The sequence below is a fragment of the Kitasatospora sp. NPDC059146 genome (genome assembly GCF_042786665.1).
Lineage (GTDB): Bacteria > Actinomycetota > Actinomycetes > Streptomycetales > Streptomycetaceae > Kitasatospora.
In genome coordinates this window covers 120,451-137,371 of record NZ_JBHZCY010000006.1, presented here as the reverse complement: position 1 = coordinate 137,371, position 16,921 = coordinate 120,451, and the positions used below count along the sequence as shown (strand labels likewise).

Here is a 16,921-nt window from a genome sequence, read left to right as displayed (position 1 = left end):
GTGAGAACCACCACCGTCCGCCGCCGCTTCCTCGCGACCACCGCGCTGCTGCCGGTCCTGGCCCTGGCCGCGTGCGGCTCGGACCCGAAGATCGCGGGCGCGGCCGGGGCGGGCGGACCGGCCGCCACCGCCACCGAGGACGTCGTCTCCGGCGTGGGCAGGTCGGAGGCCGCCGCCGCGCTGCTGCCCGAGGAGGTGCGCAGGTCCGGGGTGGTGAAGTTCGGTTCGTCCTTCGGCACCCCGCCGAGCGCCTACTACGCCGACCAGACCACCAAGAAGCCGGTCGGGGTCGACGTGGACTTCACCGACGCCGTCGCCAAGGTCCTCGGCCTGACCGTGCAGCGCCAGGACGCCGCCTTCGAGACCATCCTGCCCGCCCTGGACAGCGGCAAGTTCGACGTCGGCACCGGCAACTTCGGGGTCACCACCGCCCGCTTGAAGACCATCGACTTCGTCACCTACATCGACGACGGCCAGGGCTTCGCGGTGCAGAAGGACAACACGTCGGTCCAGCCGGTCACCGACCTGGCCCAGCTCTGCGGGCTGACCATCGGCACCGGCGCCGGCACCACCTTCGAGACCACGCTCAACAACAAGAAGAACGTCTGCACCGACGCCGGGAAGAAGCCGTACGAGGTGAAGGCGTTCAGCGAGGGCGGCGCCCTGCTGACCGGCCTCCAGCAGGGCCGGGTGGACGTCGAGATGTCCACCATCAACGGACTGCGCCACCAGGCCGCGCAGGAGGCCGCCGGGGTGCGCTTCCTCAACGAGTTCCACCGCCTGGACGTCGGCTTCGCCTTCAAGAAGGGATCCCCGCTCACCCCGGCCTTCCAGGCGGCGGTCAACCAGCTGATCAAGGACGGGACGTACGAGCGGATCCTCCGCAAGTGGGGGCTCGCCGACTCGGCGATCAAGGAGTCGCAGATCAGCCCGCCCGAACACCCGTGACCGCAGGCCCTGTCGAAGGAGTCCTCCGATGACCACCAGTACCCCGGCACCGCCGTCCCCGCCGAGACCCGCGGCCGCCCCCGACCCCGACCCCGCGACCGGTCCGGGCCCCGCGACCGGCCTCGACGCCGCCGAGCTGGCCGGCCTGCGGACCGTCCCCGCCCGGCACCCGTGGCGCTGGGCGGCCGGGGCGGCCGCCCTCGTCGTCCTGCTCCAGTTCCTGCACGGCCTGGCCACCAACCCCGGCTGGGACTGGGCCACCTTCCGCCTCTACTTCACCGCCGACACCATCCTCCAGGCGATCGGCCGCACCCTCGAACTCACCGCCTACGGCACCGTGCTGGGCTTCGTGCTCGGCGCCGTGGTGGCCGGGATGCGGCTGTCCCGCAGCGCGGTGCTGCGGACCATCGCCTGGGCGTACGTCTGGGTGTTCCGCTCGATCCCGCTGATCGTCCAGCTGGTGTTCTGGTTCAACCTCTCCTACCTCTACAAGCGGTTCGGCTTCGGCATCCCGTTCGGCCCGACCTTCGGCGAGTTCGAGACGGTCGGGGTGCTCGGCGCGCTCGGCGCCGCGGTGCTCGGCCTCGGACTGCACCAGGCCGCGTTCGCCGCCGAGATCATCCGCGGCGGCATCATCGCGGTGGAGGCCGGCCAGCGCGAGGCCGCCGCCGCGCTCGGCATCCCGCGCTGGCGGCAGGCCTGGCGGATCGTGCTGCCGCAGGCCATGCGGGGCATCCTGCCGGCCGCCGCCAACGAGGTGATCTCGCTGCTCAAGGGCACCTCGGTGGTCTACGTGATGGCCATCGGCGAGCTGTTCTACCAGGCCCAGGTGATCTACGGCCGGACCGGCCGGGTGGTGCCGCTGCTGATGGTGGCCACCGTCTGGTACGTGGTGCTGACCACGGTGCTGTCGGTCGGCCAGTACTACGTCGAGCGCTACTTCGCCCGCGGCTCCCGGCGCACCCCGCCGCCCGGCCCGCTGCACCGCCTGCGGGCCTTCCTCCGCACCCTGCCCACCCGTACCGACGCCCGCACCCCCGGAGGGACCCCGTGACCACGCCGACCGAGGCCGACCCGACCCCTGCGGCCGACCGCGCCGACCCGGCCGGGGCCGCCCCGATGGTCCAGGTCCGCGGCCTGCACAAGAGCTTCGGCCGGCTGGAGGTGCTGCGCGGGGTCGACCTGGACGTCCCGGCCGGCTCGGTCACCGTGGTGCTCGGCCCGTCCGGCTCCGGCAAGTCCACCCTGCTGCGGGCGATCAACCACCTGGAGAAGCTGGACCGCGGCCACGTCGCCATCGACGGCGAGCTGATCGGCTACCGGCGCTCCGGCGACCGGCTGTACGAGCTCAAGGAGCGCGAGGTGCTGCGCCAGCGCACCGGCATCGGCTTCGTGTTCCAGAACTTCAACCTGTTCCCGCACCTGACCGTGCTGGAGAACCTGGTCGAGGCGCCGATCGCCGCCCTGGGCCGCCCGCGGGCCGAGGCCCGGGCGGCGGCGCTGGCGCTGCTGGAGCGGGTCGGCCTGGCGGACAAGGCCGCCGCCTACCCCCGGCAGCTGTCCGGCGGCCAGCAGCAGCGGGTGGCGATCGCCCGGGCGCTGGCCCTGGAGCCCAAGGTGCTGCTGTTCGACGAGCCGACCTCGGCGCTCGACCCCGAACTGGTCGGCGAGGTGCTGGACGTCATCAAGGACCTCGCCCGCAGCGGCACCACGATGATCGTGGTCACCCACGAGATCGGCTTCGCCCGCGAGGTCGCCGACACCGTGGTCTTCATGGACGGAGGTGTGGTGGTCGAGCAGGGCCCGCCCGCCGAGGTCCTGGACCGTCCGCGGCAGGAGCGCACCCGGGCCTTCCTGGCCAAGGTGCTGTAGCACCCCCGCTGCCCACCCCGCCCTCCGCTACCGCCCCCTCTCCCCGAACCCCCTTCACCCGAGCAGGAGTTCCGCCATGTCCCTACCCCGTCGCGCCCTCGTGACCGCCGCCGGCTCGCTCGCCGCCGCCCTCGTCCTGGCCGGCTGCGGCAGCGGCGCGAACGGCGCCTCGGCGGAACTCGCCCCGGCCAAGGGCAGCACGGCGCCGAACGGCACCGTGGTGAACCTGTCGCCGCAGCAGAACCGGGTCTCGACGGCCAAGGTCGACGCGATCGCGGCGCTGGTCCCGGAGGAGATCCGGAAGAGAGGCACCTTGAAGGTCGTCGACTCGATCGGCACCACCCCGCCGCTGGACTTCTACGCCAACGACGACAAGACGATCATCGGCATCGAACCGGACATCGCCTCGCTCATCGGCGACGTGCTCGGCCTCAAGGTCGAGTTCAACCCGGTCTCCTGGGAGAACATCTTCGTCGGCCTGGACAGCGGCAAGTACGACGCCGGCCTGTCCAACATCACCGTCACCGAGGAGCGCAAGGAGAAGTACGACTTCGCCACCTACCGGCTGGACGTCCTCGGCTTCGAGACCAAGAAGGGCAGCGGGATCAAGGTCACCGGTGCCAAGGACCTGGCCGGCCGGTCCGTCGGCGTCGCCACCGGCACCAACCAGGAGAAACTGCTGATCTCCTGGAGCGAGGAGGACGTCCGCAACGGCCTCAAGCCGATCGACATCAAGTACTTCTCCGGCACCGAGTACTACCTGGCGCTCTCCTCCGGCCGGATCGACGTCTACACCGGCCCCAACCCCAGCCTGGCCTTCCACGCCGTGCAGACCGGCGAGACCGAGGTGGTCGGCACCTACTCGGGCGGCGGCGCGGACGTCCTCGGCAAGATCGCGGCCACCACCCACAAGGACAACGGCCTGGTCAAGGCGCTCAACAGCGCGATCAACGAGCTGATCAGGAACGGGACGTACGGGCAGGTGCTCAAGCGCTGGGGCCTGGAGAACGAGGCCGTCCAGACCTCCGAGATCAACCCGGTGGGCCTGCCCAAGCCCAAGGCGTGACAGCGGGGCGGCCCAAGGCCTGACACCACGCCGGACCGAGCTGTGACACCGGGGCCTCCGTCGTTCACCCGTTCGTCCCCGCCCGCCGCTATGGTGACCCCTCCGGCGGCGAACGCCGTTCGGGCGGGGGCACGTTGGGGGAGGGCATGCGCAAGGGTGAGGTGCTCGGCGGTCGCTTCCGACTGGAGGAGTGGCTGGGCAAGGGCGGCTTCGGCGTGGTCTGGCGGGCGACCGACACCGTGCTGGACCGGCCGGTCGCGGTCAAGCTGCTGCTGGCCGAGCACGCGGCCGACCAGGAGGCCGTCGGCCGGTTCGTCCGCGAGGCCAAGCTGGCCGGGAACCTGTCCCATCCGCACATCGTCACGGTGCACGACTACGGCCGGGTCGCCGGTGTCGAGGGGGAGGTCCACTACCTGGTGATGGAGCTGGTCCGCGGCCGCCCGCTGTCCGCGGTGCTCAGGGACGGACAGCCGGAGCACGGACTGGCGCTGGCCTGGATGACCCAGGTCTGCGAGGCGCTCGACGTCGCGCACCGCAGCGGGGTGATCCACCGGGACATCAAGCCGGAGAACGTCATGATCCTGGACGGCGGGGGCCGGGCCAAGGTGCTGGACTTCGGCATCGCCCGGCTGCTCACCCAGTCGGTCGGGCTCACCTCCACCGGCAGCGTGGTCGGCACCGTCCCGTACCTGGCGCCCGAGTGCTGGTCCGGCGGGACCGTGGACGGCCGGGCCGACCTCTACGCCTTCGGCGTGATGCTGTACGAGGTCAGCACCGGCCGGCGGCCGTTCCGCGCCGACTCGCCGTACGAGTACATGCGCAAGCACATGGACGAGACCCCGCCCCGGGTACGCGGCACGGACCCGGCGCTGGCCGAGCTGGTCGCCCGGCTGCTCGCCAAGCGGCCCGCGGACCGGCCCGCCGACGCCGCCGAGGTGCTGGAGCGGCTGCGGGCCGTCCGCCCCGGGGTGCGGGGGCCGGGGCCGAGCCCGGAGCAGCTGCGCCGGCGGGCCGACCAGGCCTGGCAGCACGGCGCCGAGGGCCGGCCCGGGGACGCGGTGGACATGCTGCTCCAGCTCGTCCCCGACTTCGCCCGGACCTGCGGCCCGGCCGACCCGCGCACCCTGCGCACCTGCCACGACCTGGCCCTCTGGCTGGCCCGGGCCGGCCGCCGGGCCGCCGCCGTCGCCCTGCTGGAGGCGCTGGCCGAGCAGCCCGGCACCGCCCCGGAGGCCCGGGCCGACCTGCGGCGCGACCTCGCGCACTGGCGGGGGGAGGCCGAGCGGCTCGGCCCGGGCCAGGGGCCGTCGCTAGACCTGCGGGTGCTGCTCGGCGGCGGCGCGCAGCGCGGCTGAGGCACCGGCGGCGATCGGGTCGCCGTGCCCGAAGACGGCGGTCTCCACCGGCAGTGCGGCGAGCCGGTGGAAGGAGGCGAGGGCCAGTGCCGGGTCGGTGTGGAACACCCCCGGCCCGGTCCGCCCCCGGACGTTGGACACCAGGTCCCCGGTGAACAGCACCCCGGGCCCGGGCAGGTGCAGGGCGATGCTGCCGTCGGTGTGCCCGGGCACGTGCACGACCACGGCGCCGCCGCCGATGTCCAGCACGTCCCCGTCCTCGACCTCGCGGTGCACCGGGCAGGGCTCGGCCGGCGGGATCGGCGGCAGCCCGTCCCACAGCTGCTGCTCGAAGGGGCTGAGCACGGGCGGCACCGCGGGCTGCTCGCGCCGTACCACCGGCGCCTCCAGCCGGTGCGCCACCACCTCGGCGGACCAGCGGCGGGCCAGTTCGGCGGCGGAGCCGGTGTGGTCCTCGTGGTGGTGGGTGAGCACGATCCGGCGTACGGCCGTCGGTTCCATCCCGATGGTGCGGATCGCCTTCTCGATGCCGTCCGCCGACCCGGCGATGCCGGTGTCGATCAGGGTCGGTCCGTGGTCGTCCTGCCAGAGGTAGGCGGTGCCGAACTCCAGGGTGATCATGTGCAACTCGTCGCGTACCCGGGTGATCTCCATGCCCGGATCCTGCGCCCTGCGGCGCCTCGGCACACGGACGTTCGCCCTGGGCGTGCTTCCCGGTCCGGCGGATCCGCCGGACCGGGAGGGCTGTCAACCGTACGGGCCACCTATTCGGGCCCCCGTGCCTTCGTGCGATTTGATGGGAATCCGCCCATCGGGACGGTCTGGTCCACCGGCCCGGGCCGTTGATATACCTCGTTGCCAGACTCGGGAGCGGTGTCCGCGCCGCCCCGGTGAGCTGCGACGAAAGGCTGGTGACGGATCGATGAAGCTCCTCCGCGTCGGACCCCCGGGCGCCGAGCGCCCGGTCGTGCTGGGCCAGGACGGCACCGCGTACGACCTCTCCGGGCGGGCCCGCGACCTCGACGGGGCCTTCCTGGCCGGGCTGGACACCGCCGAGCTGGCCCGGGAGGTGGCCGCCGGCGCGTTGCCGGTGGTGGACCTGGCCGGCCTGCGGGTGGGTGCGCCGGTGGCCCGGCCGGGCAAGGTGGTCGGCATCGGGCTCAACTACCGCGACCACGCGGCCGAGGCCGGGGCCGCGATCCCGGACGAGCCGGTGATCTTCCTCAAGCCGAGCTCCACCGTGGTCGGCCCCTACGACGAGGTGCTGGTGCCGCGCGGCGGTGAGAAGACCGACTACGAGGCCGAGCTGGCGATCGTGATCGGCCGCACCGCCCGCTACCTGGACTCGCACGCCGAGGCCGCCGCCGTGATCGCCGGCTACACGATCGCCAACGACGTCACCGAGCGGGCGTTCCAGTTCGAGCGCGGCGGCCAGTGGGACAAGGGCAAGTCGGCGGAGACCTTCACCCCGCTCGGGCCCTGGCTGGTCACCGCCGACGAGGTGGCCGACCCGCAGGCCCTGACGCTGCGGCTCTGGGTCAACGGCGAGCGGCGGCAGCACGGCAGCACCGCGGAGATGGTCTTCCCGGTGCTGGAACTCGTCCGCTACGCGAGCCAGTTCATGGTGCTGGAGCCCGGCGACGTGATGGTCACCGGCACCCCGGCCGGGGTCACCCTGGGCCACCCGGGCACGCCGTTCCTGGCCCCGGGCGACGTCGTCGAGATCGAGATCGACGGCCTCGGCCGGCAGCGCCAGGTGCTCGGCAAGGCGTAGGGCGTGCGCCGCCCGACCCTTGGCACGGGGGTCGGGAGGCCCTCAGGCCCCGTCCGGGGGAGTACCGCCCAGCACCGCCCGCAGCCGCTCGGCCCGTTCCGCCCGCGGCCCCTCCAGCGCGAGCAGCCCCGCCAGCACCTCCGCCGTCTGCGGATCGTGCAGCGCCGTCGCCGCCGCCATCGCCGTGAACTGGTCCACCAGCCAGTCCCGCAGGCCCTCCACCGGCAGCGCGCGCCCCTCGTCCAGCCAGCTCAGCGACGCGCCCTCGACGACCGCGATCCAGGAGCGCACCAGCAGGGTCAGCCGCGGCCCGGCCTCCCGTACGCCCAGGTGCCGCAGGGTCCGCCGGAGCGCCGCCCGCCGGACGTCGTCCACGATGGCCGTGGTCCGGGCCGTCTCCACCACCGAACCGCCGCGCAGCAGCGCCGAGTAGCCCGCGTCGTGCTCGGCCACGAAGGCGAAGTAGCCGTCCAGCGCGGCGGCCAGCTGCTCGGACGGCCGCCCGGTCGAGGGGACGGCGAACCGGCCGGTCAGCTCGTCCGCCGCGGTGCGCAGCGCGGCCTCGTACAACTGCTGCTTGCCGCCCGCGAAGTAGCGGTAGACCAGCGGCCGGGAGGCGCCGGCGGCCTCGGCGACGTCGTCCAGGCTGACCTCCTCGGGCGGTCGGACGGCGAACAGCTCCAGGGCGACCGCGATCAGCTGCTCGCGCCGCTGTTCGACCGGCAGCCGCCGGTAGCCGGAGCGGCGCGGGCGCGGTCCGGGGGCGGCCGGGTCGGTTGCCGAGGTGGGGCGGGCTTCCATGGCCGTCAGCGTAATGGGCGTCGTGCCGATCGGGACCTGTCACGCACCGGATCTCTCCGAACGGGTGTTTGGCCCGCTCACCCTGTGTCAGAGCCCTGACCCCAGCCGGTCAACGGTCGATGACGGGGGCTTGCATTCGGCCCGGGCACCGCGATGATGTCCGAATGGTTGAAGAACTGATCACCACCGGCGGCGACACTCCCCGCCGCATCGCCGACGGTTACGTCCAGGCGCTGGCCGACCTCGACCCGCTGACCGCCGTCTACCTCGGCCTCAACCCCGAGGACGACCGGCTGCCCGACCTCTCCCCGGACGGCGCCGAGCGGATCGCCGACCTCGCCCGCCGCACCCTGGCCCGGCTGGACGAGGCCGAGCGGGCCGGCGCCGCCGACGACGAGGCCGAGCGCCGCTGCGCCCGCCTGCTGCGCGAGCGGCTGACCGCCGAACTCGCCGTGCACGACGCCGGGGAGGACTACCGCGCGGTGCGCAACCTCGGCTCCCCGGTGCACAACACCCGGGAGGCCTTCACCCTGATGGCCACCGACACCGAGGCCGAGTGGCAGCTGATCGGCCGCCGCCTGGCCCGCGTCCCGCTGGCGCTGGAGCAGTACCGGCGGACGCTGACCGAGGGCATCGAGCGCGGGCTGCTGTCCGGCCCGCGCCAGGTCGGGACGGTGGTCGGCCAGTTCGGCGAGTGGCTGGCCGGGGACGTCCCGGGCGGCTGGTTCGGCGAGTTCGTCCAGGACGCCCCGGAGAGTGTGCGGGCCGAGCTGTCCGTGCACGCGGTGGCCGCCGCCGAGGCGCTGGCCGCGCTGCGCGACTGGCTGCGCGACGTGTACGGCCCGGCCGCCGCCGGCACCCCGGACACCGCCGGACGGGAGCGCTACGCCCGCTGGGTGCGCTACTGGACGGGCGCGGACCTGGACCTGGACGAGGCGTACGCGTGGGCCTGGAGCGAGTTCCACGACCTGCTCGCGCAGATGGAGGCCGAGGCCGAGAAGGTCCGCCCGGGCGTCGGCCCGATGGCCGCGATGAAGTGGCTGGAGACGGACGGCCCGGCGATCGAGGGCGCCGAGGCCGCCCGGGAGTACCTCCAGGGCCTGATGGACCAGGCCATCCGGGACCTCCAGGGCACCCACTTCGACCTGGCCGAGCCGGTCACCCGGGTCGAGTCGCGGATCGCCCCGCCCGGCAGCGCCGCCGCGCCGTACTACACCCAGCCCGCCCTGGACTTCAGCCGTCCCGGCCGGACCTGGCTGCCGGTCCTCGGCGAGGAGCGCTTCCCGGTCTGGGACCTGGTGTCGACCTGGTACCACGAGGGCGTCCCCGGCCACCACCTCCAGCTCGCGCAGTGGGTGTACGTCGCCGACCGGCTCTCCAGCTACCAGGTGAGCCTCGGCGGGGTGAGCGCCAACCTGGAGGGCTGGGCGCTGTACGCCGAGCGCCTGATGGACGAGCTCGGCTACCTCACCGACCCGGGCCACCGGCTGGGCTTCCTCAACGCCCAGATGATGCGGGCGCTGCGGGTCATCGTCGACATCGGCATGCACGTCGGCCTGGACTTCCCGGCGGACTCCCCGTACCGGCCGGGCGAGCCGGTGAGCCCCGAGCACGGGCGGGAGTTCTTCGGCCGGTACTGCGGCCTGTCCGCCGACTTCCTGGACAGCGAGCTGGTCCGCTACCTGGGCATGCCCGGCCAGGCGATCGGCTACAAGCTGGGCGAGCGGGCCTGGCTCCGGGGCCGGGCGGCGGCGCGGGCGGCGCACGAGGCGCGCGGCGAGGAGTTCGACCTCAAGGCCTGGCACATGGCGGCGCTCTCGCAGGGCTCGCTGGGGCTGGACGACCTGGTCGCGGAGCTCTCGGCGCTCTGAGCGGGGCCGTCGGCGCCCTGGGCGGAGCCGTCGGCGCGCCGGGGCGCGTGGTGGGGACCAGGACCCCGGGACTCGGTCGCGAGTCCCGGGGTCCTGGTCCTTTTGTCCGACAAAGGTCGATTTGGTGAGGTTTTTCCTTGCCATTCGCCGAGGTCGGCGTTTGGCTGGAAGGCGACTGCGTGACCTCTCCGTACCCCCTCCGGAAGGCTCGACCAGTGTCTGCTCAACCCGCCGCCATCGGTCATGGGACCGCCGACAGTCGCCGCTGGTGGGCGCTGACGGTCATCGCCATCGCCCAGCTCATGATCGTCCTCGACATCACCATCGTGAACATCGCGCTGCCGTCGGCCCAACGGGACCTGGGCATCACCGACGCGAACCGGCAATGGGTGATCACCGCCTACACCCTCGCCTTCGGCGGCCTGCTGCTGCTCGGCGGCCGGCTGGGCGACCTCTTCGGCCGCAAGCGCGTGTTCATCGTCGGCCTGCTGGGCTTCGCCCTCGCCTCCGCCCTCGGCGGCGCGGCGGTCGACCCGGCCATGCTGTTCGGCGCCCGCGCCCTCCAGGGCGCGTTCGGCGCCCTGCTCGCCCCGTCCGCGCTGGGCCTGCTCTCCACCACCTTCTCCGATCCGAAGGAACGCAGTACGGCCTTCGGCATCTTCGGCGCGATCGCCGGTGGCGGCGCCGCGATCGGCTTCATCGCCGGCGGGCTGCTCACCGAGTACCTGGACTGGCGCTGGTGCCTGTTCGTGAACACCCCGATCGCCGTGGTGACCGCCTTCGCGGCCTTCCGGGTGCTCCACCGCGACCACGTCGAGAAGGGCCGCCGGATCAAGCTGGACCTGCCCGGGGCGCTGCTCGGCTGCGGCGGCCTGCTGGCCATCGTGTTCGGCACCTCCGAGGCCGTCACCCGGGGCTGGAGCGACGGTCTGGTGATCGGCTCGCTGCTGCTGGGCGTGGCGCTGCTCGGGGTGTTCGTCCTGGTCGAGAAGCGCTCCGCGCACCCGCTGCTGCCGATCCACATCGTGGCCGAGCGCAACCGCGGCGGCGGCGCCCTCTCGGTGGGCCTGGCCATGGTCGGCATGTTCGGCCTGTTCCTGTTCCTGACCTACTACATGCAGGCCATCAAGCACTTCTCGCCGGTGGTCTCGGGCGTCTCCTTCCTGCCCATGACGGCGGCCATCATCCTGAGCTCGACCGGCGTCGCGGCCCGGCTGATGACCCGGGTGCCGTCCCGGAACCTGATCACCCCCGGGCTGCTGCTGGCCGCGGGCGGCATGGCCTGGCTGACCCAGATGAAGGTGGACAGCCCGTGGGCCGCCATGGTGCTGCCCTCGGTGCTGCTGATCGGCTTCGGCATGGGCCTGGTGTTCATGCCGGCGATGAGCCTGGCCACCCTCGGGGTCGCCCCGCACGAGGCCGGTGCGGCCTCGGCCACCATCAACTCGGCCCAGCAGGTGGGCGGTTCGCTCGGCACGGCGCTGCTGAACACGATCGCCGCCAGCGCCACCGCGACGTACCTGGCCACCCGGATCACGAGCGATCCGCTGGTGCGGGCCCAGGGTGCGGTGCACGGCTACGTGGTCGCGACCTGGGTCGCGATGGGCGTGCTGCTGCTGGCCGCCCTGGTCGCCTTCCTGATGATCGACCACCGGCCGGCGCCCGCCGAGGCGACCGCCGTCCCGGGCGGCGTGGAGGCGGCGGCCGCCGCACCGGCTGCCGTGGACGGCCGGCCGAGCCCGCGCGCCGCGGCGATGGCCGACGTGAAGGCCAACGTGAAGCCGGCGGCGGAGGTCCGCGCGGAGGCGGGGTCCGACCGGCCACCGGCCGACTGACCGCGGCGGCGCACCGCAACCCCCGCGCCCCCTCGCTCCCCGCCCCCCGCCGGGGGTGCGCGGGGGCGCCGCCGTGCCGCGAGGTCCACCGCCCTTCGACGTCCACGGTCTTCGACGTCCACCGCCTTCATCGCAGGGCCCGTTCCGGTTACGCTCCTGCTCCGGTGGGCGCTTTTCTCATCGAGCTCCAAGCCGACGGTAACGAGGCTTCCAGGCTGGGGCGCCATAGTCATTGACCGAACGAGGCGCCACCGACCAGGGCAGGGGAGTCAGGAATGGGCCAGCACAGCCGCGAGAGGTCGCGCCGTCACCGTCTGCTCGCCCCCTCGCTGTTCACCGCGCTGGCGGCCCTCGTGGTGGCCGCCGTGCTGGCCGGGACGCACGGGTTCAGCCTGTCCGACGCGACGGCCGCCGGGAAGGTGGCCCGCAGCACCCGGGCCGTCGTCCCGGAGCCGGCCACCGCCACCGCGGCGCCGGCCTCGCCCGGCCCGGCCGCGGACACCACCCCGAGCGCGACCCCGACCCCGACGGACACCCCGACGCCCACCGGGACGCCGACCGCCACGGACACCCCGACGGCCCCCGCCCCGACCACGTCCGCCGCACCCGACGTGCGCAGCGCCGCGCTCGGCAGGACCGCCGCCGCCCCCGCCGACGACCGGGAGTCCTCCACCGTCGGCGCGCTGTTCAGCGGCCCGGTCGGGCCCGGCAACCACTTCTGCACCGCCAGCGTGCTGCACAGCGCCACCGGCAACCTGCTGCTGACCGCCGCGCACTGCGTCAGCAGTCCCGGCGGGGTGACCTTCGCCCCCGGCTACCGGGACGGCTCCGCGCCGTACGGCACCTGGCAGGTGACGGCGGTCCACACGGCGAGCGGCTGGTCCCAGAACGGCGACGTGGACGAGGACTTCGCGATCCTGGAGACCGCCCCCAGCAACGGCCGCAACGTCGAGGACGTGGTCGGCGGCAACAAGCTCGGCACCGACGAGTCCTTCGGCGCGACCGTCCGCCTCTACGGCTACCCGGCCGGCGCCGAGACGCCCAGCCTCTGCACCAACACCACCGCCCAGCAGAGCGCCTACCAGCGGGTGATCGACTGCCCGGCGTACCCGTCCGGCACCAGCGGCGGCCCCTGGATCAACACCGCGACCGGGGACGTGGTCGGCGCGATCGGCGGCTACCAGCAGGGCGGCGACAGCGACGACACCTCGTACAGCGCCTACTTCGACCACACCATCGCGACCCTGTACACCCAGGTCGAGGGCAGCGCCCCCTGACCCGACGGGTCCGGGCCCCTCCCCCCGGGGCCCGGGCCCGTCGGCACCCCGTCCCGGGCGTCCGCGCCCGGACATGACGAAGGCCCAGATCCGTGGATCAACTCCACTGATCTGGGCCTCTATTGCACTTCCTGCGAAGTGCCCCCGGTAGGATTCGAACCTACGCACCCGCCTCCGGAGGGCGGTGCTCTATCCCCTGAGCTACGGGGGCCGGTTGGCCTGTCGGTCACTCGCGCGTTCCGACGGGATGAACACTACCAGGCTTCCAGCAGGGTCCGTGCACGGGTTTCCGGAAAGATCGTCGGGGCGCCGGGCGGCCACCCGGCGGGCGGAAGTGTCCAAAGGCCGGACGGGGCGGCGGGGCCGCCGATACCCTCGGTGAGGTGTCGGTCGTGTCCGGGCGGGTCCTCGTGGTGGACGACAGCGAGGTGATCCGCCAGCTGATCAGGGTCAACCTGGAGCTCGAGGGCTTCGAGGTGGTGACCGCCGCCGACGGCGCCGAGTGCCTGGAGGTCGTCCGCCGGGTGAAGCCCGACGTGGTGACGCTGGACGTGGTGATGCCTCGGCTGGACGGCCTGCGGACGGCGGCCCGGCTGCGCGCGACCCCGGACACCAGCGGGCTGCCGATCGCGATCGTGAGCGCCTGCACCCCGGCGGACCTCGCTCGGGGGGAGGCGGTCGGGGTGGACGGCTCCCTCGGCAAGCCCTTCGACCCCGCCGACCTGGTGGCCCTGGTCCGGCGCCTGATGCCGGCCGCGGAACGGCCCGCCGGGTTTCGCCCTGAGCGAACAGGGCGTGCGGATCGCGGCTGACACCCCAGGGGGCGCCGTCCCGCGGCGTCTCAACCGGCAAACCGGGTGGCGGGCGGGTACCCCGTCTCGCCTACGCTTGGCGTCGTGACCCCCGCAGACCTTTCCCAGGCAATCCAGGCCGCAGTGAGCTCCGCCGTCGAGGCGGGCGAGCTGGCCGTCGCCGTGCCCGAGCACGTGACGGTCGAGCGGCCCAAGAACCGGGACCACGGCGACTACGCGACGAACGTGGCCCTCCAGCTCGCCAAGGCGGCCGGCAAGCCGCCGCGAGCCGTTGCCGAGGCCCTGGCCGAGCGCCTGCGAGGGATCACCGGCGTCGCCAAGGTCGACATCGCCGGTCCGGGCTTCCTGAACATCACCCTGGACACCGCCACCGCCGGTGCGCTCGCCCGCACCGTCGTCGAGGCGGGCGAGGCCTACGGCCGCAACGAGGCCCTCAAGGGCCTCAAGATCAACCTGGAGTTCGTCTCCGCCAACCCGACCGGCCCGATCCACATCGGCGGCGTCCGCTGGGCGGCCGTCGGCGACTCGCTGGCGCGCGTGCTGCGGGCCTCCGGCGCCGACGTCACCACCGAGTACTACCTCAACGACGCCGGCGTGCAGATCAGCAAGTTCGCCGCCTCGCTCCAGGCCGCCGCGAACGGCCGCGAGGTGCCCGAGGGCGGCTACGTCGGCGAGTACATCGTCGACATCGCCAAGGCGCTCACCGACGCGGTCCCGGGCGTGCTCGACCTGCCCGAGGCCGAGCAGCTGGAGGTCTTCCGCACCGAGGGCCTCAAGCTCATGGTCGCCGAGATCAAGCGCTCGATGGACGAGTTCGGCACCCACTTCGACGTGTGGTTCTCGGAGAAGACGCTGCACGACTCGGGCGCCGTCGAGAAGGCCATCGAGCGGCTGCGCGAGCAGGGCCACGTCTTCGACCAGGACGGCGCGGTCTTCCTGCGCACCACCGACTTCGGTGACGACAAGGACCGCGTCCTGATCAAGGCCGACGGCGACAAGACCTACTTCGCCGCCGACGCCGCGTACTACCTGTCCAAGCGGGACCGCGGCGCCGAGGTCGCGCTCTACATGCTGGGCGCCGACCACCACGGCTACGTCAACCGCCTCAAGGCCATCGCGGCCTGCGCGGGCGACGACATGAACCACAACATCGAGGTGAAGATCGGCCAGTTCGTGAAGATGCTTCGCGACGGCGAAGAGGTCCGCATGTCCAAGCGGGCCGGCAACATCATCACGATCGACGACGTGGTCGACTGGATCGGCGTCGACGCCGCCCGCTACACCCTGGCGCGCTCCTCCACGGACTCGACGATCACGCTCGACATCAACATCCTGACCAGCCAGACCAACGAGAACCCGGTCTACTACGTCCAGTACGCCCACACCCGGATGTGCGGTGTCGCCCGCAAGGCGGCCGAGCTGGGCGTGGACAAGGGCACGGCCGAGCAGTTCAAACCCGAGCTGCTCGCCACCGAGTGGGAGTCCGACGTGCTCGGCCACCTCGCCGAGTTCCCGCGCGTGCTGGCCACGGCCGGCGAGCTGCGCGAGCCGCACCGCGTCGCCGTCTACCTGGAGAAGCTCGCGGGCAAGTACCACCGCCTGTACGAGAACTGCATGTTCCTGCCCAAGGGCGACGAGGAGCTCAACGACACGCACCGGGCCCGCCTCTGGCTGGTCGAGGCGACGCGCACCGTGCTCGCCAACGGCCTCACGCTCCTGGGCGTGACGGCGCCCGAGCGGATGTAAGCACCACCCCCAAGCGCACAGCGGGGGCGGCTGACGGTCAACGAGGACCGTCGCCGCCCCTCGCCATAGGTCTCGAAGGACTTTGGACATGAGTCGCTCCGCACACCCCGCAGGCCCCCGTCACGGTGATGTCCTGCCCGAGGGCCACTACCAGGCCCCGCCGGCCGATCTGAACGCGCTCGACCCCAAGGTCTGGTCGCGCACCGTCGCCCGCGACGCCGAGGGCGTGGCCACCGTCGGCGGGATCGACGTCAAGCGGCTGGCGGCCGAGTTCGGCACCCCGGCCTACGTGCTGGACGAGGAGGACTTCCGCAGCCGGGCCCGCGCCTGGCGGGACGCCTTCGGCGCCGACGCGGACGTCTACTACGCCGGCAAGGCCTTCCTCTCCAAGGCGGTCGTGCGCTGGCTGCACGAGGAGGGCCTCAACCTCGACGTGTGCAGCGCCGGGGAGTTGGCGGTGGCGCTGGCCGCCGGGATGCCGGCGGAGCGGATCGCGCTGCACGGCAACAACAAGTCGGTGGACGAGCTGGAGCACGCCGTGAAGACCGGCGTCGGGCACATCGTGGTCGACTCCTACGAGGAGATCGAGCGGCTGGCCGCGATCGCCGCCCGCCAGGGCGTGCGCCAGCAGGTGCTGATCCGGATCACCGTCGGCGTCGAGGCGCACACCCACGAGTTCATCGCCACGGCGCACGAGGACCAGAAGTTCGGCCTGTCCCTCACCGGGGGAGCGGCCGCCGAGGCGGTGCGCCGGGTGCTCGGCCACGACAGCCTGGAGCTGCGCGGCATCCACTCGCACATCGGCTCGCAGATCTTCGACATGGCGGGCTTCGAGGTCGCCGCCCGCCGGGTGGTCGGCCTGCTGGCCGGGATCCGGGACGAGCACGGCGTCGAGCTGCCCGAGATCGACCTGGGCGGCGGCCTGGGCATCGCCTACACCAGCGAGGACGACCCGCGCGAGCCGGCCGAGATCGCCGCCGCGCTGGCCGAGATCGTCCGCCGGGAGTGCGCCGCCGCCGACCTGAACGCCCCCCGGCTGAGCGTGGAGCCGGGCCGGGCGATCGTCGGCCCGACGGCGTTCACGCTGTACGAGGTCGGCACGGTCAAGCCGCTGGAGGGCCTGCGCACCTACGTCAGCGTGGACGGCGGGATGTCCGACAACATCCGCACCGCGCTGTACGACGCCGAGTACTCGGTGGCGCTGGTGTCGCGCACCAGCGACGCCGAGCCGATGCTGGTGCGGGTGGTCGGAAAGCACTGCGAGTCCGGCGACATCGTCGTCCGGGACGCCTTCCTGCCGTCCGACCTGGCCGCGGGCGACCTGATCGCGGTGCCCGCCACCGGCGCCTACTGCCGCTCGATGGCGAGCAACTACAACCACGCCCTCAGGCCTCCGGTGCTCGCCGTCAAGGACGGCGCGGCCCGGGTGATCGTCCGGCGCGAGACGGAGGAGGATCTCCTGCGCCTGGATATCGGATGAAGAAATTCTCGTCTCAGATCATGGAACGACCGTAGATCCGTGCGGAAAGTCCCCGAGACTGGTACGGACCGAAGTGACCGGCGG

14 protein-coding genes and 1 tRNA gene are annotated in these 16,921 nt (G+C 73.0%); 12 read left to right on the top strand and 3 right to left on the bottom strand.

The annotated features are described in order from the left end of the window. From ACFXPX_RS04355 to ACFXPX_RS04335, 5 genes are all read left to right on the top strand, one after another. Window positions 1-948: an ABC transporter substrate-binding protein gene (locus tag ACFXPX_RS04355; protein ID WP_380586771.1), complete on the top strand. Its 948-nt coding sequence runs from the start codon at window positions 1-3 to the stop codon at window positions 946-948. A 28-nt stretch (window positions 949-976) separates the two neighbouring features. After that, window positions 977-2,002, top strand: coding sequence for an amino acid ABC transporter permease (locus tag ACFXPX_RS04350; protein WP_380522038.1), 1,026 nt, complete (start codon window positions 977-979; stop codon window positions 2,000-2,002). Between the two features lie 65 nt (window positions 2,003-2,067). After that, on the top strand, window positions 2,068-2,820 hold the full coding sequence (locus tag ACFXPX_RS04345; RefSeq protein WP_360233704.1) for an amino acid ABC transporter ATP-binding protein: 753 nt from the start codon (window positions 2,068-2,070) through the stop codon (window positions 2,818-2,820). A gap of 76 nt (window positions 2,821-2,896) precedes the next feature. After that, window positions 2,897-3,886, top strand: a complete 990-nt coding sequence (locus ACFXPX_RS04340; protein WP_380522036.1) for a transporter substrate-binding domain-containing protein — start codon at window positions 2,897-2,899, stop codon at window positions 3,884-3,886. 146 nt (window positions 3,887-4,032) lie between these two features. Then, window positions 4,033-5,241, top strand: coding sequence for a serine/threonine-protein kinase (locus ACFXPX_RS04335; protein ID WP_380522034.1), 1,209 nt, complete (start codon window positions 4,033-4,035; stop codon window positions 5,239-5,241). On the opposite strand, the gene ACFXPX_RS04330 is transcribed toward ACFXPX_RS04335, so the two are convergent. After that, window positions 5,197-5,895 carry an MBL fold metallo-hydrolase gene (locus ACFXPX_RS04330; RefSeq protein WP_380639558.1) on the bottom strand — a complete coding sequence of 233 codons (699 nt, stop codon included), beginning with the start codon at window positions 5,893-5,895 and terminating at the stop codon, window positions 5,197-5,199. The genes ACFXPX_RS04335 and ACFXPX_RS04330 overlap by 45 nt on opposite strands. A 268-nt stretch (window positions 5,896-6,163) precedes the next feature. Between ACFXPX_RS04330 and ACFXPX_RS04325 the strand changes: the two genes are divergently transcribed. Then, window positions 6,164-7,015 carry a fumarylacetoacetate hydrolase family protein gene (locus tag ACFXPX_RS04325; protein ID WP_375893008.1) on the top strand — a complete coding sequence of 284 codons (852 nt, stop codon included), beginning with the start codon at window positions 6,164-6,166 and terminating at the stop codon, window positions 7,013-7,015. 42 nt (window positions 7,016-7,057) lie between these two features. Here the strand turns inward: ACFXPX_RS04325 and ACFXPX_RS04320 are convergent, their stop codons facing one another. Further along, window positions 7,058-7,816: a TetR/AcrR family transcriptional regulator gene (locus ACFXPX_RS04320; RefSeq protein WP_375893006.1), complete on the bottom strand. Its 759-nt coding sequence runs from the start codon at window positions 7,814-7,816 to the stop codon at window positions 7,058-7,060. Window positions 7,817-7,980: 164 nt separating this feature from the next. Between ACFXPX_RS04320 and ACFXPX_RS04315 the strand changes: the two genes are divergently transcribed. The 3 genes from ACFXPX_RS04315 (at window position 7,981) to ACFXPX_RS04305 (ending at window position 12,799) form a co-directional block, all read left to right on the top strand. Continuing rightward, a complete protein-coding gene (locus ACFXPX_RS04315) occupies window positions 7,981-9,687 on the top strand; it encodes a DUF885 domain-containing protein (RefSeq protein WP_375893004.1) in 1,707 nt (568 codons plus the stop codon). Between the two features lie 215 nt (window positions 9,688-9,902). Continuing rightward, window positions 9,903-11,522 carry an MFS transporter gene (locus tag ACFXPX_RS04310; RefSeq protein WP_380522030.1) on the top strand — a complete coding sequence of 540 codons (1,620 nt, stop codon included), beginning with the start codon at window positions 9,903-9,905 and terminating at the stop codon, window positions 11,520-11,522. A gap of 275 nt (window positions 11,523-11,797) precedes the next feature. Then, window positions 11,798-12,799, top strand: a complete 1,002-nt coding sequence (locus ACFXPX_RS04305) for a trypsin-like serine peptidase (RefSeq protein ID WP_375893000.1) — start codon at window positions 11,798-11,800, stop codon at window positions 12,797-12,799. Between the two features lie 139 nt (window positions 12,800-12,938). Here ACFXPX_RS04305 and ACFXPX_RS04300 read toward each other — a convergent pair. After that, window positions 12,939-13,010 (bottom strand) — tRNA-Arg (locus ACFXPX_RS04300). A gap of 181 nt (window positions 13,011-13,191) precedes the next feature. Here ACFXPX_RS04300 and ACFXPX_RS04295 point away from each other — a divergent pair. The 3 genes from ACFXPX_RS04295 to lysA all read left to right on the top strand — a co-directional run bounded on the left by ACFXPX_RS04295 (window position 13,192) and on the right by lysA (window position 16,837). Continuing rightward, entirely contained in the window at window positions 13,192-13,611 is a 420-nt protein-coding gene (locus ACFXPX_RS04295) for a response regulator (protein WP_380639568.1), read from the top strand. Window positions 13,612-13,695: 84 nt separating this feature from the next. Continuing rightward, the gene (gene argS / locus ACFXPX_RS04290) at window positions 13,696-15,357 is read left to right on the top strand and encodes an arginine--tRNA ligase (protein ID WP_375892999.1); all 1,662 of its coding nucleotides are present in this window, start codon (window positions 13,696-13,698) and stop codon (window positions 15,355-15,357) included. Window positions 15,358-15,445: 88 nt separating this feature from the next. After that, window positions 15,446-16,837, top strand: coding sequence for a diaminopimelate decarboxylase (gene lysA / locus ACFXPX_RS04285; RefSeq protein WP_375892997.1), 1,392 nt, complete (start codon window positions 15,446-15,448; stop codon window positions 16,835-16,837). Window positions 16,838-16,921: the final 84 nt, after the last annotated feature.

Excerpts from the sequence above, each read along its gene's own strand:
- ACFXPX_RS04315 (WP_375893004.1), top strand. The coding sequence starts at position 7,981 with ATGGTTGAAGAACTGATCACCACCGGCGGCGACACTCCCCGCCGCATC.
- ACFXPX_RS04330 (WP_380639558.1), bottom strand. The coding sequence starts at position 5,895 with ATGGAGATCACCCGGGTACGCGACGAGTTGCACATGATCACCCTGGAG.
- ACFXPX_RS04340 (WP_380522036.1), top strand. The coding sequence starts at position 2,897 with ATGTCCCTACCCCGTCGCGCCCTCGTGACCGCCGCCGGCTCGCTCGCC.
- ACFXPX_RS04335 (WP_380522034.1), top strand. The coding sequence starts at position 4,033 with ATGCGCAAGGGTGAGGTGCTCGGCGGTCGCTTCCGACTGGAGGAGTGG.
- ACFXPX_RS04345 (WP_360233704.1), top strand. The coding sequence starts at position 2,068 with ATGGTCCAGGTCCGCGGCCTGCACAAGAGCTTCGGCCGGCTGGAGGTG.
- ACFXPX_RS04305 (WP_375893000.1), top strand. The coding sequence starts at position 11,798 with ATGGGCCAGCACAGCCGCGAGAGGTCGCGCCGTCACCGTCTGCTCGCC.
- ACFXPX_RS04325 (WP_375893008.1), top strand. The coding sequence starts at position 6,164 with ATGAAGCTCCTCCGCGTCGGACCCCCGGGCGCCGAGCGCCCGGTCGTG.
- ACFXPX_RS04350 (WP_380522038.1), top strand. The coding sequence starts at position 977 with ATGACCACCAGTACCCCGGCACCGCCGTCCCCGCCGAGACCCGCGGCC.
- ACFXPX_RS04320 (WP_375893006.1), bottom strand. The coding sequence starts at position 7,816 with ATGGAAGCCCGCCCCACCTCGGCAACCGACCCGGCCGCCCCCGGACCG.
- lysA (WP_375892997.1), top strand. The coding sequence starts at position 15,446 with ATGAGTCGCTCCGCACACCCCGCAGGCCCCCGTCACGGTGATGTCCTG.